This is a genomic window from Sinorhizobium mexicanum, from assembly GCF_013488225.1.
GTDB classification, from domain to species: domain Bacteria; phylum Pseudomonadota; class Alphaproteobacteria; order Rhizobiales; family Rhizobiaceae; genus Sinorhizobium; species Sinorhizobium mexicanum.
Genome location: NZ_CP041238.1, coordinates 4,279,935 through 4,296,675 on the forward strand (window position 1 = coordinate 4,279,935; position 16,741 = coordinate 4,296,675).

Here is a 16,741-nt window from a genome sequence, read left to right on the forward strand (position 1 = left end):
TCTTCGGCGTTTTCGTTCGTTTCTAAGGTTTTTCGAGCAATTTTTGCAAAATCACCCTCGATTTAAATGGATTTAGGTCGAAATCGCGTGAATTTCTCCAAAGTATGGCTCGATTTTGCCGAAATCGAGCATAAAACAATCGCCATTGGCCATGGTTCTGATAGGCTCGTCTATCACGAATGGGGAGAGAGTTCATGGGCGTGAAATACAATCCGAAACGGGACAGGCACATCGACGCGGCCAAGGCGGCTGCCAGCAAGATCGGCGCCGAGGCGCTGGCGCCCGAGATCCTTTTCGGCGGGGCCAGCAACGACGACCTCGATCTCTACACCGCCGACATGCTGGCGTTGACCGCCGCGCATGCGCGCAAGGAACTGGCGCGATGGGACGGCGGCAAGCCGCAAGTTTTGGTCGAAACCGTCCCGGGGGTCGCGCCGGGCGGCACCGATGTCTCGATCATCGCCGTCACCGAACGCAACATGCCGTTCCTCTATGATTCGGTCATGGGCGAGGTGACGAGCACCCACCGCGACATCCACCTCGCGATCCATCCCATTCTGGTCATGGAGCCGGGCAAACCCATCAAGCCGTTTGATCCGGACGAGGAAAGCGACCCGGCGCACCGGGTGAGCCATATCCAGATCCACCTGAACAAGCTCGCGCCGCTCGAAGCGCGTTCGCTGAGCAACCGCATTGCCGAGGTGCTGGAGCAGGTCCATCAGGCGGTCCACGACTGGCCGGCGATGACAGCATTGCTTAATCAGGCGATGCAGGAGCTGGAAGACTACAATGCGTCGCGCAAGAAGAGTGATCGCGACGAGGCGCTCGCTTTCCTTCGCTGGCTAAGGGACAACAATTTCACCTTCCTCGGCATGCGGGAATACACCTATTCCGGCAAGGGCGAGAAGGCGAAGGTCGAACGCGGCAAAGGCAGGGGCCTCGGCCTTCTCTCCAACCCCGACGTCCGCGTGCTGCGCCAGGGCAAGGATGCCGTGCTGACGACCCCGGAAATCCTCGCCTTCCTCGAGGGGCCCGAGTTCCTGATCGTTACCAAGGCCAATGTGAAATCCGTCGTCCACCGCCGTGCCTACATGGACTACATCGGCATCAAGCGCTTCGACGCCTCCGGCAACGTGATCGGTGAGTTGCGCATCGTCGGCCTCTTCACGTCGACGGCCTATACCCGCCAGGCTTCGGAAATACCGTTGCTCAGGCACAAGATCGAAAAGATCATCGACTATTTCGGCTACGATCCCCAGAGCCATTCCGGCAAGATGCTGGCAAACACGCTCGAATCCTATCCCCGCGACGACCTCTTCCAGATCGACGTCGGCCTGCTCGCCGCCTTCTGCGAGCAGATCAACGAACTGAGCGACCGCCCGCGCATCAGGGTGTTGCCGCGCATCGACCACTTCGACCGCTTCGTCTCGGTCCTCGTCTTCGTGCCGCGCGAGCAATATGACTCGGATGTGCGCGAGAAGATCGGCAACTACCTGAAGACCGCGTATGACGGCCGCGTTTCCGCATATTACCCGGCCTTCCCCGAAGGCGGGCTGGCACGGGTCCATTTCATCATTGGCCGCTACGCCGGCAAGACGCCGCGCGTTCCGCAGGCCAAGCTCGAGGAGGCGGTTCGCAGCATCGTCACCCGCTGGACCGATCGCTTCAACCTGCTTGCCCGCAAGGACGGCGTCGAGATCTCGGTTGGCGAAGCCTATCAGGCGGCCTTCACGCCGGCGGAGGCCTATGACGACCTCCACGACATCGCTGCCTGCAAGGCCGACGACCCGATCCGCATCTCGTTCTATCATAAACAGCAGGAAAGGCCGGACACGCTGGAACTCAAGATCTTTCACGCGGAAGATCCGGTTTCGCTCTCGCGTCGCGTGCCGCTCCTCGAGAATCTCGGCTTCCGCGTCATCAGCGAGCAGACCTACGACATCGGCGTCAGCTCCCATGCGGAAGAACAACGGAACGTCGTGCTGCACGATATGGAGCTCGTTCACCGGGACGGACATGCGCTCAATCTCGCCAAGACAGGCCCGGCGCTCGAAGAGGCGTTCCTTGCCGCATGGAACGGCACGACCGAGGACGACACCTTCAACCGTCTGATCCTGCTTGCGGGCCTCACCGCGCGCGAAGTCACGGTGCTGCGCGCCTATGCGCGCTATCTGCGCCAGGCAGGCATCACCTACTCGCAGGGCTATATTGCCGACACGCTGAACAAATATCCGGCGATCGCCGCCGACATCTTCCGGCTGTTTGCGACGCGTTTGAATCCGAAGACCGAGGTGAAGGCGCGCACGAAGAAGAGCAATGCCTTGCTTTCGGCGATCGAGGAAGCCCTCTCGGCCGTGCCGAGCCTCGACGAGGATCAGATCCTGCGCCGTTACGTCAACGTGATCCAGTCGACGCTCCGGACCAACTATTTCCAGAGGGATGCGGACGGCAGGCCTCGTGCTGTTCTTGCCTTCAAACTCGACCCGAAGCAGCTCGACGGCCTGCCCGAGCCTCGGCCCTTCCGCGAGATCTTCGTCTATGGCACCGAGGTCGAAGGCGTACACCTGCGCTTCGGCAAGGTGGCACGCGGCGGTCTTCGCTGGTCCGACCGGGCGCAGGACTACCGCACCGAAGTGCTTGGCCTCGTCAAGGCACAGCAGGTGAAGAACGCCGTCATCGTCCCGGTCGGCGCCAAGGGCGGCTTCTACCCGAAGCAGCTGCCGACCGGCGGAACGCGCGATGAAATTTTCAAGGCCGGCACGGAAGCCTACAAGACCTATATCCGCACGCTGCTGTCGGTGACCGACAACATCGTCGGCCAGGATGTCGTGCCGCCGGCCGATACGCTGAGGCTCGACGGCGACGACCCCTATTTCGTGGTCGCGGCCGACAAGGGTACCGCCACCTTCTCCGACACCGCCAACGGGCTTGCGCAGGAAGCGGACTTCTGGCTCGACGACGCTTTTGCCTCCGGCGGCTCGGCGGGTTACGACCACAAGAAGATGGGCATCACCGCCCGCGGCGCCTGGGAAACCGTCAAGCGCCATTTCCGCGAAATGGACATCGACATCCAGACGACGCCCTTCACCGTCGCCGGCGTCGGCGACATGTCCGGCGACGTCTTCGGCAACGGGATGCTGCTTTCGGAGAAGATCCGGCTGATCGCCGCGTTCGACCATCGCGACATCTTCATCGATCCGAATCCGGATACCGATCTTTCCTTCGCCGAACGCAAGCGCATGTTCGCGCTTCCGCGCTCGAGCTGGCAGGACTACGACCGCAAGACGCTGTCGCAGGGCGCGATGATCATCTCGCGCGCCGAGAAGTCGGTGACGCTGACGCCGGAAGCGATGGCGGCAATCGGCATCGACAAGCAGAAGGCGACCCCGTTCGAGATCATGAATGCCATCCTGAAGAGCCAGGTCGACCTGCTCTGGTTCGGCGGCATCGGCACCTATGTGCGCGGCAGCAATGAAACGGACGCCGAGGTCGGCGACCGCGCCAACGACGCGATCCGCGTCACGGCGGAAGAGGTGCGTGCCCGCGTGATCGGTGAAGGCGCCAATCTCGGTGTCACCCAAAAGGGCCGCATCGGCTTCTCGCTCGCCGGCGGGCGCTGCAATTCCGACGCGATCGACAATTCGGCCGGCGTCAATTCCTCCGACGTCGAGGTCAATATCAAGATCGCGCTTGCCTCAGCCATGCGGGACGGTCGGCTGACGCGGCCGAAGCGCAACACGCTCCTGGCGTCGATGACCGACGAAGTGGGCCATCTCGTGTTGCGCAACAACTACCAGCAATCGCTGGCGATCTCGCTCACCCAAATGCAGGGCCTCGCCAACCGTACGTCGCTGGCACGGCTGATGGCGCGGCTCGAGGCCGACGGCCACCTCAACCGCAAGGTCGAGACACTGCCGACGGAACTCGCCATGAGCGAGCGTTACCAGGCGGGCAAGCCGCTGACGCGCCCCGAGATCGGCGTGCTGCTTTCCTATGCGAAGCTGGTGCTGTTCGACGAACTGATCGTCGGCGATCTGCCGGACGACCCCTATTTCACCACGACGCTTGAGCGCTATTTCCCGGCGAAGATGCGCAAGACCTATGCCGGCGACATCCGCGGGCACCGGCTGCGCCGCGAGATCATCGCGACGGTCCTCGGCAATGAAACGATCAACCGCGGCGGTCCCGCCTTCGTTTCGACGCTCACCGATTCGACCGGCTTCCTTTCCAGCGACGTCGTCAAGGCGGCCGTGCTGGCGCTCGACGGCTTCGAACTGCAGCGGATTTACGGAGAAATCGACGCGCTCGACAATAAGGTCGGGGGCGGCGTTCAGAATGCGCTCTACCAGGAAGTGGGCCGCATCTTCGCCCTCGTCACCGAGAAGGCCCTGCGCACCGGCGCCGCAAGGGGGCCGGTATCCGATGCGGTTTCGCGCCTGCGTGACGGCTTGCAGAAGCTGCGCGGCACGATGCGCGCCGCTATTTCCGGAGAAAGCGCCGAGGAAGCGCGATTGAAGGCGACGACCTTCATCGAAAGCGGCGTACCGGCAAAGCTTGCCGAGGAAATCGCCGAACTGTCGCTGATGACCCTCGTGCCGGAGATCATGCAGATCTCCACCGAAACGAAGGAAACGCTGAGCCGCACGGCGCAGGGCTATTTCACCGTGACGGAGAACCTCAGGATCAACCGGCTGCTCGCCGCCGCCGACCGCGTTCCCGCGACCGAGCAGTTCGAGGCCATGGCGCTCTCGCGCGCCGTCGCCGATATCGGCGCCGCTCGGCGGGATATCACGGTCGCAGCCCTCGTCGAGCAGAAGCGCGAACGCAATCCAGTGCTTGCGTGGCAGGACAACGATCGAGAACGCGTTTCGCGCGTCGACGACCAGTTGAAGTTGCTCACCGAGAAGGGCGAGACGACACTCGCCAAGATCACGGTCGCGGCTGGCCTGCTCAACGACCTTGCACGCGCCAAGGCGAAATGACACAGTCCGTCCGGGCAATCGGCCCGGAGGACTGATTCCGCTCCGGGTTTCATCGCGATTTCAACGCGTTATCGCCCTCGTCAAAATCAGTCGGCGGGGGCGATAAATCCAGGAGGGGAAATGGACGTTACGGCCGAAGCGGGAGAGCAGCCCAGGGCGTCGCGCCTCGGCATCATCGGCTGGATGCTGTTCGACTGGGCCGCGCAGCCTTTCTTCACCGTCATCACCACCTTCATCTTCGCGCCCTATTTCGTGTCCCGGCTCACGGCCGACCATGTGCAGGGGCAGGCGATCTGGGGCTATACGCTCACGGTCTCGGGCATCATCATCGCGGTTCTTTCGCCCGTGCTCGGCGCGATCGCAGACGCGACCGGCCCGCGCAAACCGTGGATCGGCTTTTTCGCCATCATCAAGATCGTCTCGCTCGCGATGCTGTGGTTCGCCGCACCGGGCTGGCCCATCCTCTATCCGGCAATCTTTCTCGCTCTGGCGACCGTTGCCGCCGAGTTTTCGATCGTCTTCAACGATTCGATGATGACGCGCCTGGTGAGCGAGAAAGAAGTCGGCCGCATCTCGAACATTGCCTGGGGGCTCGGCTATCTCGGCGGCATGATCGTCCTGATCGCCGTCGTTGCGCTCATTGCCGGAAACCCTGCGACGGGAAAGACGGCGCTCGGCCTCGACCCGATTTTCGGCCTCGATCCCGCCAAGGGGGAAGATGCCCGCATTACCGGACCGATCTCGGCCGTCTGGTACCTGATCTTCATCCTGCCGATGTTCCTGTTCACCCCCGATGCGACAAAGGCGGCGATGTCTTTGGGCAGGGCCACCGCCACGGGCCTTTCGGAGTTGAAGGGCACGCTCGGGGAATTGAAGCAAAGGCCTGGGATACTGCGCTTCCTGATCGCCCGGATGATCTTTCAGGACGGCGTCAATGGTCTGTTGGCGCTTGGCGGCACCTTTGCTGCGGGGATGTTCGCCTGGCAGACGATGGAGCTTGGCATCTACGGCATCATCCTCAACGTCGTCGCGATCGGCGGCTGCCTTTGTGCGAGCTGGCTCGATGCACGGCTCGGCTCGAAAACGATCGTGCTATGGAGCCTCATCTGCCTCACCATTGCCACGCTCGGGATCGTTTCGACAGGCCCCGGCTTCACCCTGTTCGGGCTGCTCACGCTTCCGACGGACGACACCGGCGGTCTCTTCGGCACGGCGGCGGAAAAGGCCTACATATTCTACGGCCTCCTGGTCGGCATCGCCTTCGGACCGGTTCAGGCCTCGTCTCGCTCCTACCTCGCCCGCAGCGTCGCGATTGAGGAAGCCGGCCGCTATTTCGGCCTTTACGCCCTTTCCGGACGCGCGACCTCGTTTCTTGCTCCCGCTTCCGTCGCAACGATCACGGTGATGACCGATTCCGCGCGCATCGGTATGATGGCGCTGGTCGTTTTCCTCGCCGTAGGTCTCATCATCCTTCTATGGACACCCTATCCGGCGCATCGCCCGGCATGAAAACCCGCCACGAGGGTTTTCGCGTCGTGTTGCTGAAGGGCTATGCCGGCGCTCCTCAGAGGTGCGTGGATCATGTCCGCCCACGTCGCCAGCGGTCGTCATCCTCGGGCTTGACCCGAGGATCTACTGTCAAGCGGCCAAAGTTGCCGCTTCTTCACTTGTGGCGATGCCTGCGTATGGATCCTCGGGTCAAGCCCGAGGATGACAAGGCGAGAGTAGGGCGCTCGACACTACCGCTTCCCGCTTGGGTAGCAGCACACTTGAGCCACTCAATGCCGGAAATGGCGCATGCCGGTGAAGACCATGGCAACGTTGTGCTCGTTTGCCGCGGCAATCACCTCTTCGTCACGCATCGAGCCGCCAGGCTGGATAACGGCGGTGGCGCCGGCGGCAATCGCCGACAGAAGGCCGTCGGCGAAGGGCAGGAACGCTTCCGATGCGACCGCAGAGCCGCGCGTCAGCGGTTCGGCGAGACCCAGTGCCCTGGCGGCCTCCTCCGCCTTGATGGCGGCGATGCGGGCGGAATCGACGCGGCTCATCTGGCCGGCCCCGATACCGGCCGTCTGGCCGTCCTTGGCATAGACGATGGCGTTCGACTTGACGTGCTTCGCCACCTTGAAGGCGAATTTCATGTCTTCGAGCTCCTGCGCGGTCGGTGCGCGCTTCGTCACGACCTTGAGTTTGAGGTCCTCGACCATGCCGTTGTCGCGCGTCTGGACGAGCAGGCCGCCGGCGACGGTCTTTGCGGAAAGGCCTGGCACGCGCGTATCCGGCAAGCCGCCGGTTGCAAGCAGCCGGAGGTTCGGCTTGCGCGCAATGATCGCCTTCGCCTCGTCGCTGACCGACGGCGCGATGATGACTTCGGTGAAGAGCTTGACGATCTCGTCCGCCGTCGGGACGTCGAGCTCCTGGTTGAGCGCGATGATCCCGCCGAAGGCCGACGTGGAATCGCAGGCGAGCGCCCGGCGGTAGGCTTCCGCGAGCGACGGCGCCGTCGCAACGCCGCAGGGATTGGCGTGCTTGATGATGGCGCAGGCCGGCGCCTTCTCCGGCAGGAACTCGGCCACGAGCTCGAAGGCGGCGTCGGTGTCGTTGATATTGTTGTAGGAAAGCTGCTTGCCCTGCAGCAGCGTGGCGGTCGCGACCCCCGGCCGGTTTTCGCCGGTCACGTAGAAGCCCGCCTTCTGATGCGGGTTCTCGCCGTAGCGCATCTCTTCCTTGAGCACGCCGCCAATCACGCGATGGCGCGGCATCGGCGTGTCGAGAACGTCAGCGAACCAGTTGGAAATCGCGGCATCGTAGGCCGCCGTGCGGGCGTAGGCCTTTGCCGCCATTTTCTGGCGGAAGGCATAGTGCGTCGTGCCGCCGGCGATCTCTTCGAGAAGGGGGGCGTAGTCGGCGGGATCGGTGACGATCGTGACATAGGCGTGGTTCTTCGCCGAGGCCCGGATCATCGCCGGGCCGCCGATGTCGATGTTCTCGACCGTCGTCGGATAATCGCCGCCCTTGGCGCGAACCTCTTCGAACGGATAGAGATTGATGACGGCAAGATCGATGGCGGTAATGCCGTGCTTGTCCATCGCCGCCACGTGCTCAGCGTCGTCGCGAATGGCGAGCAGGCCCCCGTGAACACCCGGGTGAAGCGTCTTGACGCGGCCATCCATGACCTCCGGAAAGCCGGTCAACTCCGACACGTCGCTGACCGGGAGCCCGGCGTCCGACAGTGCCTTGTGCGTGCCGCCGGTCGAAACAAGGCGCACGCCCTTTTCGTGAAGAGCACGCGCGAGCTCGACGATGCCGGTCTTGTCGGAAACCGAGAGGAGGGCGGTGCGGATCCGGACCTCGTCCGGGGCGGGGATTTTCTTGGAGGCGACAGCCATCAACCATGCTCCTTTGGCGGCGCCGGACGCTTGGGGAGAAAGGTGCCGGCGATTGGGATGGCTGCCCGTTAGCATAGCTTGCCCCGGGAAGGAACCTTCGGCGCCGTTAGCAGCCGAAAATAGGCGGCGATCTAATGCATGTCGCCCAAAATTGTGCAGCGGTTTTCGGACAACGACATGCAAGAAGCAATGACCTAAAGCCCTAGCTCTCGCGGGTAAGGGTCCACTGAATTTCGGGCTGTGCAGCGACGGCAAAGGTGACGGTTATCTGCGAGGAGGCACGCACACCCGAGGGGTCGCCGAAGAAGATATCCTCCTCGATCGCCAGGTCCCCGTCCCGACAGGCGAACAGCCAGGCCTCACCATCGGGCGCGACCAGATAGATTTCGCTGTCGCTCGCCCACCGCATCGCGATCGCCGGGTGGATGTGAAAGCGGGCGACGGCACTGGCGGCGTTGGCGGCATCCGGATCGCCGCCATCTCCTCGCGAAAGCCGATCGCGCCCGCGAAGCAGCCGGCCGCCGTTCAAGATGCTGATATCGCGTTCATGAAGCAGGCCGAAGGAGGCGAGATACCCGTCGTGACTGGTCCAGAGGGACTCGATGCTGCCCGACTCGTCCCTTCGCTGGACCAGCACCGTGGAGACCCCGGACGTCATGATCGGCCCGAGGAACCGCGATTGGGAAAAGCGGCATGAGGACGTATCGTTGACCGTCACCGTGGAATGGGCGGCGGTCGCCCGGGCCATCTGACGAAATCGTTCGCCGGCAAACTTCGGTGCGCCGGAGTTGATGACGAAGCGATTTCTGCCCGACGACATCTCGAAGGAGAGACAGCCCGCATGGGCACTGCGCGACAGGTCGATCGAGAGCGGGCGGCCGGTATCCATGATGACGACGGTTTCACCGAGCGACAGCCGCTCATAATGGGCATGGGGCAGCGAGTGGAAGGGCTCGCCGGCCGTTTCGTCGTACCGCAGGACCGAGGCGAGTTCGTGCGCGAGAACCGAGGTCGCGCCGTTGAAAAGCGCGAGTTCGCCGCCCTGGTGACGGAAGAAACGCAAGGCCGGATACATCCGGTCGATGCAGGGGATCAGCCGCGACGGCACATCGTGGCCAAGGTTGACGTAGGTTTGCCGGAGCGGCAGCAGATCGAGCAGAAGCTCGAGCCCCGCCCGCGGGCTGCGCGACGAATGCGCGCCGTCCGGCAGGATCTGGCGATCGAGCTCCAGATCGAGATTGCGGGAGGCCTTGCGGATGGCGGAAGCGGACGCCGGCATCGACACGGATGCCATGGCGAGCGCCATGCGCACGCGAAGCCGCGCCTCTCCGTCGCAGACCGTGTCCGCAATGTGCCGGAGGTAGCGAACCTGGAAAGCCAGGCTTTTCAGGAAGCGGCGGTAGAACCCGTGCTCTGCGTTCCGCAGCACCACCGGCGAATGCGACAGCCAGGCGATGATGCGCTGGGCGATCACGTCGGCTTCCCAGGAGATATCTCCGATTGTGCGTCCGTGGCTGCCGATCCAGTCGTCGACGATCTGCCGGAGCCTCATGTAGCCGGCATCGTCGCGGATCGCGCGCATATGCCTGAGCCAGCCGAAGGAATGGAGCCGGGCCGCAAACTCGTGCGACGGCAAATCGATCTCGAAGGGGGATTCGCCTTCGGTATCGAGCACGCGGCCGGCAAGCGGGAAGCGGCCCTCAAGGATCTCCTCGGCAACGAAGGGATCGATCGCCCGCAGATCGGTCGGCGCAACGATCAGTCGGTCCGGAGTCGACCCGGCAAAGCGCATCGCCGTCAGGCGGCCGAGCGAGATGCGGCGCGAAAATCGGCGCCAGCCTTCCCGTAGATACAGGTAAAGAAGCCTTTGCTTACCGGAAAACACCATCAGCGCCCGTCGGTTTCCCTATTCCTGCAACGGACCCTTTCGAAGCGCCTGAGGCCACCGCATGCGTCCCTAAATCGTCTCGATTCGAAGACACATGCAGTAGTCCTAAGTGCTGCAGCGGCGGTTGGCGCCCGGAAGGACGCACCGCGCTGGAGCGCATGCCCGGCTTGCGCCAGAATCCCTTTCCGGCAGATGGTGCCGGAAAGATCATTAAACTTTTATCAATCCTGTCGATATTGATAGGCCGGCGGCTCGGAAGCGTCAATTGTCGGGGCAAAACAGCCTGTTGACGGCGGCTGTCGCGCCAGTACCGGCCGCTCCGACTCACGTTTATGATTTTGGGTCGATTCGACCCAAAATCATAAACGTGATCGATTCAGAGTCAGAGCGGGAGCGGGCGGAGAACCGCATCCACTTTTCCTCATCTCGCTCTAGGCGCGCTTGCGGCGAAGCACTGCCGCATAAAAACCGTCAAGCCCGCCAGCGAACGGTGCTGCAAGCGGCAGCATGGCGGGCGTCGTGCGAAACTCGCCGCGCTCCGTGATTGCCTCACCGAGGTCAGGCCACTCGGCAGCAGCAATGGGCACGCGCTCACAATCCGCGCCGTCGCCGACGACGCGCGCAACAACGTCCTCGCCCTCGCGCGGATCGAGCGAGCAGTTGGAAAAGACCACCAGCCCGCCGGGCTTTACGACGGTCAGCGCGTGACGCAACAAGCGTTCCTGCAGCCCGGCAAGCTTCTCGACGTCCTCCGGTCCCTTCGTCCAGAGCACGTCCGGATGACGGCGCGTCGTTCCCGTGGAAGAGCAGGGGGCGTCGAGCAGCGCCGCATCGAAGAGTTCATCCGGCTGGAAGTCCGCCATGTTGACTTCCTTCGTCCGGGCCTCGAGGCCGAGCCGCGCGAGATTCGCCCTCAGGCGCCGCAGGCGGCTGGAGGACTGATCGAGCGCCGTCACTCTTGCTCCGGCGAGGATAAGCTGCGCCGTCTTGCCGCCCGGGGCCGCGCAGAGGTCGACGACGCTCTTGCCGGCCAGATCGCCGAAAAGGCGCGCCGGGATCGAGGCAGCCGCATCCTGGACCCACCACTCCCCTTCCGAAAATCCCGGTAGTGCCGGAATGGTGCCCGAGAAAGCGCCAAGCCGGACAGAGCCGGTCGGAAGAACCGTGCCGCCAAGGCGCTCCGCCCAGGCGGCCGGGTCGGACTTCACCGACAGGTCGATTGCGGCCGGAACCTCTTGCGCCGCCGATATGCGCTCGGCCTGTTCCCGCCCGTAGTGGATCGCAAGCCTGTCATAAAACCAGTCGGGCATTGCCGGAATGGCTTTCACCTTGTCGAGAATTGTGTCCTTTTCCCGCGAGAGCCGACGAAGAACGGCATTGACGAGGCTCGCAAAGCGGCGATTGCGCGGATCCGCCTGCGCCTGCTCCACGGCGAGGTCGACAGCCGAATGATCCGGAATGTCGAGATAGAGAATTTGCGCGGCGGCAACCGTCAGCACGTGGTCGAGCGCACGAGCCCCCTCCGGCAGCGGCGTTTGCAGCAAAGTGTCGATCGCCGCCCGAATGCGTGGCAGGTGCCGAAGTGCCGAATTGAGGATGGCCCGCACCAGTGCGCGGTCGGCGTCATTGAGTTCGCGATAGGCCGGATTGCCGTGCTCCTGGTCGAGCATGCCGTCGAGCGAGGTCTTGCGGTCGACGACGGCTGCCAGGATCTTGGCGGCAGCCTGGCGGCTCTTCAAACCCGGCTTCTCCACCGTCGCGGCACCGGCGCTTTGCCGCGGAGTCTTCGGCGGCGTCTTATGCGCTCGGTTTCGTTTCGGGCGTGAATCGTTTTTCTTGTCTTCAGGCATCAGGACCAGGGACCTTTGGGCGGTTCGGAACCACCGCGACCCCAGCCGGTTCTCGGGACAGAGCGCGATTTGCGCACGGCATTATCAGTGCGTACCGGCGGCGTCGAGCCCACCGACATCCCGCGCGCCATCTCCTCCAGCGCTGCAACGCGATTTTCGGTGGCCGGATGCGTCGAGAAGAGATTGTCCATCCGTTCCCCGGAAAGCGGATTGATGATGAACATATGCGCCGTCGCCGGGTTGCGCTCGGCGTCGTCATTGTGAATCACATGCGCGGCACCGGCGATTTTCTGCAGCGCCGAGGAAAGCCAGAGCGGATTGCCGCAGATTTCCGCGCCGCGTCGGTCGGCGGAATATTCGCGCGTCCGGCTGATCGCCATCTGCACCAGCATCGCCGCAAGAGGCGCGACGATCATCGCGACAAGGACGCCGACGAATCCCAGCGGATTGTTGTTGTCGCGGTTGCCACCGAAAAAGAAGGCGAAGTTGCCGAGCATCGAAATCGCGCCGGCAAGCGTCGCCGTCAGCGTCATCGTCAAGGTGTCGCGGTACTGGATATGCGCAAGCTCATGCGCCATCACACCGGCGACTTCCTCATAGGAGAGCGAATGCAACAGGCCCGTGGAGGCAGCAACCGCGGCGTTCTCCGGGTTGCGGCCGGTGGCAAAGGCGTTCGGCTGCGGACTGTCGATCACATAGACGCGCGGCATCGGCAAACCGGCTTTTTGGGCCAGATCCCGCACGATCCCGTAATATTCTGGCGCGTTACGCTCATCCACCTCCTGGGCACGGTACATGCTGAGCACCATGCGATCGGAATTCCAGTAGGAGAAGAAGTTCATGCCGGCGGCGATGACAAGGGCGATCATCATGCCGCCCGTGCCGCCAATGGCGTAGCCGACGGCCATGAAGAGGACGGTCATGACGGCGAGCAGCATTGCAGTGCGCATGGTATTCATGGATGAGCTCCAGGCATGTTTGTCTCGTCATCCGTTCGGCAAGCGCGGCGGGAAGCAGGCACAGCGCTTTCTTTCCGCACGCCTCACGCAAACGTTTCACGTGAATCAGGGTTCCCGTTCGCACGGAAGCGCTTATATGATGGGTATAAACCCGACGCTCTTCAATATCACGGAAATCCGGCATCCCATGCAGAACGACAACGACAATACGCCCGATCGCCCAAAACGCCCGTTGCCGGCAGCCGCTCTGCGCGCGCTGAAGGAGGCGGAGGAGAGACGGCGGGCCGCGGAACCACAAGTCATGCCAACCGAGCTTGGCGGTCGCGGGGGGCTCGATCCCGCCCGTTTCGGCGATTGGGAGATTAAGGGTCGAGCGATCGATTTCTGACAAAATCGTTCCACGCCGGCAGAATTGTTCCGAAGGCGAATCGAACTCGGCGTCGCCGGACTTAGCCTTCTCAGGGAACGGCCCCATCCCCTTTTGGCGCGCTCTGCCTCAAGAGCTATGGCCTCGGCAAGCGGATCGGAATCCGGCTCAGCAATTCTGGACCTTGAAAGTACCGGATCAAATGTTTGGGGCCCCGTGTCGACCGACACGGGGCCCCAAGATGTCAGGCGCGATTCTGTCGGTTGGCGATCAGATCGTCGACCACCGCGGGATCGGCAAGCGTCGAGGTGTCGCCCAAAGAACCAAAGTCGTCCTCGGCGATCTTGCGGAGTATGCGGCGCATGATCTTGCCGGAACGCGTCTTCGGCAGGCCGGGCGCGAACTGGATCTTGTCGGGCGTCGCGATCGGTCCGATCTCCGAGCGGACGTGCTTGACGAGGGCCTGGCGAAGATCGTCGTTGCCGGTCTCTCCTGCCATCAACGAAACATAGCAGTAAATGCCCTGCCCCTTGATCGGGTGCGGATAGCCGACCACGGCGGCTTCCGAAACGAGATGGTGCGAGACCAGCGCCGACTCGACCTCGGCGGTGCCAAGTCGATGGCCGGAAACATTGAGCACGTCATCGACGCGGCCGGTGATCCAGTAGTACCCGTCCTCGTCGCGGCGACAGCCATCGCCGGTGAAATATTTCCCCTTGTAGGTGGCGAAATAGGTCTGGATGAAGCGGGCATGGTCGCCGTAGACCGTCCGCATCTGGCCCGGCCAACTGTCGGTGATGCAGAGATTGCCGTCAGCCGGGCCCTCGAGGACATTACCCTCGTTGTCGACGAGCTGCGGCTGGATGCCGAAGAAGGGTCGGGTCGCCGAGCCGGGCTTGAGATCGGTCGCGCCCGGGAGCGGGGTGATCAGGATGCCGCCCGTTTCGGTCTGCCACCAGGTATCGACGATCGGCGAGCGCTGGTCGCCGACGACATTGTAGTACCACTCCCAAGCTTCCGGATTGATCGGTTCACCGACGGTTCCAAGCAGGCGTATGGACGAACGCGAGGAGCGCTTGACGAACTCGTCGCCGGCACCCATCAGCGCGCGGATCGCCGTCGGCGCCGTGTAGAAGACGTTGACCTTGTGCTTGTCGATGACCTCCCAGAAGCGGCCGGCATCCGGGAAGTTCGGCACGCCTTCGAACATCAGTGTCGTCGCCGCGTTCGCAAGCGGGCCGTAGACGATGTAGGAATGGCCGGTGACCCAGCCGACGTCGGCCGTGCACCAGTAGATATCGCCGTCGCGGTAGTCGAAGACATATTCGTGCGTCATCGACGCATAGACGAGATAGCCGCCAGTCGTGTGCAGCACGCCCTTGGGTTTGCCGGTCGAGCCCGACGTGTAGAGGATGAACAGCGGGTCCTCGGCTTTCATCTTCACCGGCGGGCAATCCGGCTTCACGGTCGCGATTTCCTGATGGTACCAGAGGTCACGGCCGGGCGCCCAGCCGGTCTTGCCGCCGGTGCGACGCACGACAAGCACCTTGTTGACGATCACGTGCTGCTTGGCCGCGATATCGATCGCCGTGTCGGTGTTTTCCTTCAGCGACACCGGTCTGCCGCCGCGCACGCCTTCGTCACAGGTAATGACGAAAGTCGATTCGCAGTCGACGATGCGGCCGGCGAGCGCGTCCGGCGAGAAGCCGCCGAAGACGACCGAATGGATGGCGCCGATGCGGGCGCAGGCGAGCATCGCAAAGGCCGCCTCCGGTATCATCGGCATGTAGATGGTGACGCGATCGCCCTTCTTGACGCCGTGTTTCTTGAGCACGTTGGCGAGACGACAGACCTGGTCGTAAAGCTGGTTATAGGTAATCTTCTTGTCGATGTAGGGGTTGTCCCCCTCCCAGATGATCGCGGTCTTCTCGCCGTGGGTTTTCAGATGGCGGTCGATGCAGTTGTACGAGACGTTGGTGATGCCGTCCTCGTACCACTTGATCGAGACCTTGCCCTTGAAGGACGTGTTCTTGACCTTGGTGTAGGGCTTGAACCAATCGATCCGCTTGCCGTGCTTGCCCCAGAACTTGTCCGGATCGGCAACGCTCTCCTCGTACCACTTCAGATAGTCAGCGTTGTCGAGCAGCGTCCGGCTCTTGGCGGATTTCAGAACCGGATAGGTCTTTACGGACATGTGTTTCCTCCCTGCGCATTCCTGGCCAGATCACAAACGTGATCGCTTCTTGATGACAGCGCGGGATGCCGGCGGAAAGCCGCACACACGTTTCTCATCCCGCTCCGGGGGCGACATTCCTGGTCGCCCACGGTTCCGTCACAATTCATAGCAGGTCAAAACCCGCCCGCAATTAGACAAAAGGACATTCGGTACTGAAAGAATTGCAATTTCGCGACAGTGACGTTATAGAGGCGCTCAATTCCCGGAAATCAGTGGTAGACTCCACGGCCCGCGACACCGGCGCGGACGGACAAAAGGACTATATCCATGGCTCAGCAACTGCTTATGCCCAAGGCAACCGCCGTCTGGCTCGTTGACAACACAGCGCTGTCGTTCGACCAGATCGCGCAGTTCTGCAAGCTGCACCCGCTCGAAGTGAAAGCGATCGCCGACGGTGAATCGGCGCAGGGCATCAAGGGCCTCGATCCGATCGCCACCGGTCAGCTCTCTCGCGACGAGATCGCACGCGGCGAGGCAAATCCGAACCACAAGCTCAAGCTCTCCGAACCGAAGGTTCGTGTTCCGGACTCCAAGCGGAAGGGCCCGCGCTACACGCCCGTCTCCAAGCGCCAGGACCGTCCGAACGCCATCCTCTGGCTGGTGCGCAACCATCCTGAACTCAAGGACGCACAGATTTCGCGGCTGGTCGGCACGACGAAGACGACGATCGAGCAGATTCGCGAACGCACCCATTGGAACTCGGCCAACCTGACGCCGATGGATCCGGTGACGCTCGGCCTCTGCTCGCAGATCGACCTCGATCTGGAAGTCGAACGCGCCGCCAAGGGCCGCCCGCTGCCGACGGCAGCCGAGGCGGGTGCAACGCTGGAGGCAGCACAGGAGACCGAAAAGCTCGGTTACAACTACGACCGCGAGGAAGAGAAGGAAATCGACGCCGATGCCGTCTTCGCCAAGCTGAAGTCGTTGAAGTCGGATCGCAAGGACGACGAAGACGACGACTACTGATCGTTGTCGACCTTAAGGACGTGCGCAAAACCCGGTTCGCGAGAGCCGGGTTTTTTGTTGGCCACCGCATCGATTGCAGGTGCGGCCACAAGATTTACCCCTCA

At 62.9% G+C, this 16,741-nt stretch carries 9 protein-coding genes; 4 read left to right on the plus strand and 5 right to left on the minus strand.

The genetic code is table 11. The features are described from left to right. Window positions 1–194 precede the first annotated feature (194 nt). Together FKV68_RS20075 and FKV68_RS20080 are read left to right on the plus strand one after the other, a co-directional pair. Complete coding sequence (locus tag FKV68_RS20075) at window positions 195–4,982, plus strand: NAD-glutamate dehydrogenase (protein ID WP_180939509.1); 4,788 nt, start codon at window positions 195–197, stop codon at window positions 4,980–4,982. 120 nt (window positions 4,983–5,102) lie between these two features. Next, complete coding sequence (locus tag FKV68_RS20080; protein WP_180939510.1) at window positions 5,103–6,491, plus strand: MFS transporter; 1,389 nt, start codon at window positions 5,103–5,105, stop codon at window positions 6,489–6,491. Between the two features lie 269 nt (window positions 6,492–6,760). Here the strand turns inward: FKV68_RS20080 and purH are convergent, their stop codons facing one another. The 4 genes from purH to htpX all read right to left on the minus strand — a co-directional run bounded on the left by purH (window position 6,761) and on the right by htpX (window position 13,068). Then, window positions 6,761–8,371: a bifunctional phosphoribosylaminoimidazolecarboxamide formyltransferase/IMP cyclohydrolase gene (gene purH, locus FKV68_RS20085; protein ID WP_180939511.1), complete on the minus strand. Its 1,611-nt coding sequence runs from the start codon at window positions 8,369–8,371 to the stop codon at window positions 6,761–6,763. Between the two features lie 202 nt (window positions 8,372–8,573). Next, a complete protein-coding gene (locus FKV68_RS20090; RefSeq protein ID WP_180939512.1) occupies window positions 8,574–10,259 on the minus strand; it encodes a heparinase II/III family protein in 1,686 nt (561 codons plus the stop codon). Window positions 10,260–10,690: 431 nt separating this feature from the next. Next, complete coding sequence (locus FKV68_RS20095; RefSeq protein WP_180939513.1) at window positions 10,691–12,109, minus strand: RsmB/NOP family class I SAM-dependent RNA methyltransferase; 1,419 nt, start codon at window positions 12,107–12,109, stop codon at window positions 10,691–10,693. Continuing rightward, window positions 12,109–13,068 (minus strand): zinc metalloprotease HtpX, encoded by a 960-nt coding sequence (htpX, locus tag FKV68_RS20100; protein WP_180939514.1) that lies wholly within the window; start codon window positions 13,066–13,068, stop codon window positions 12,109–12,111. Before htpX ends, FKV68_RS20095 begins: the two co-directional genes overlap by 1 nt. A 136-nt stretch (window positions 13,069–13,204) precedes the next feature. Here htpX and FKV68_RS20105 point away from each other — a divergent pair, with 136 nt between their 5' ends. Next, window positions 13,205–13,456 carry a DUF1674 domain-containing protein gene (locus FKV68_RS20105; RefSeq protein ID WP_180939515.1) on the plus strand — a complete coding sequence of 84 codons (252 nt, stop codon included), beginning with the start codon at window positions 13,205–13,207 and terminating at the stop codon, window positions 13,454–13,456. A 223-nt stretch (window positions 13,457–13,679) separates the two neighbouring features. Here the strand turns inward: FKV68_RS20105 and acs are convergent, their stop codons facing one another. Continuing rightward, a complete protein-coding gene (gene acs, locus FKV68_RS20110; RefSeq protein ID WP_180939516.1) occupies window positions 13,680–15,629 on the minus strand; it encodes an acetate--CoA ligase in 1,950 nt (649 codons plus the stop codon). 309 nt (window positions 15,630–15,938) lie between these two features. Here acs and FKV68_RS20115 point away from each other — a divergent pair, with 309 nt between their 5' ends. Then, on the plus strand, window positions 15,939–16,637 hold the full coding sequence (locus FKV68_RS20115; RefSeq protein ID WP_180939517.1) for a DUF1013 domain-containing protein: 699 nt from the start codon (window positions 15,939–15,941) through the stop codon (window positions 16,635–16,637). Window positions 16,638–16,741: the final 104 nt, after the last annotated feature.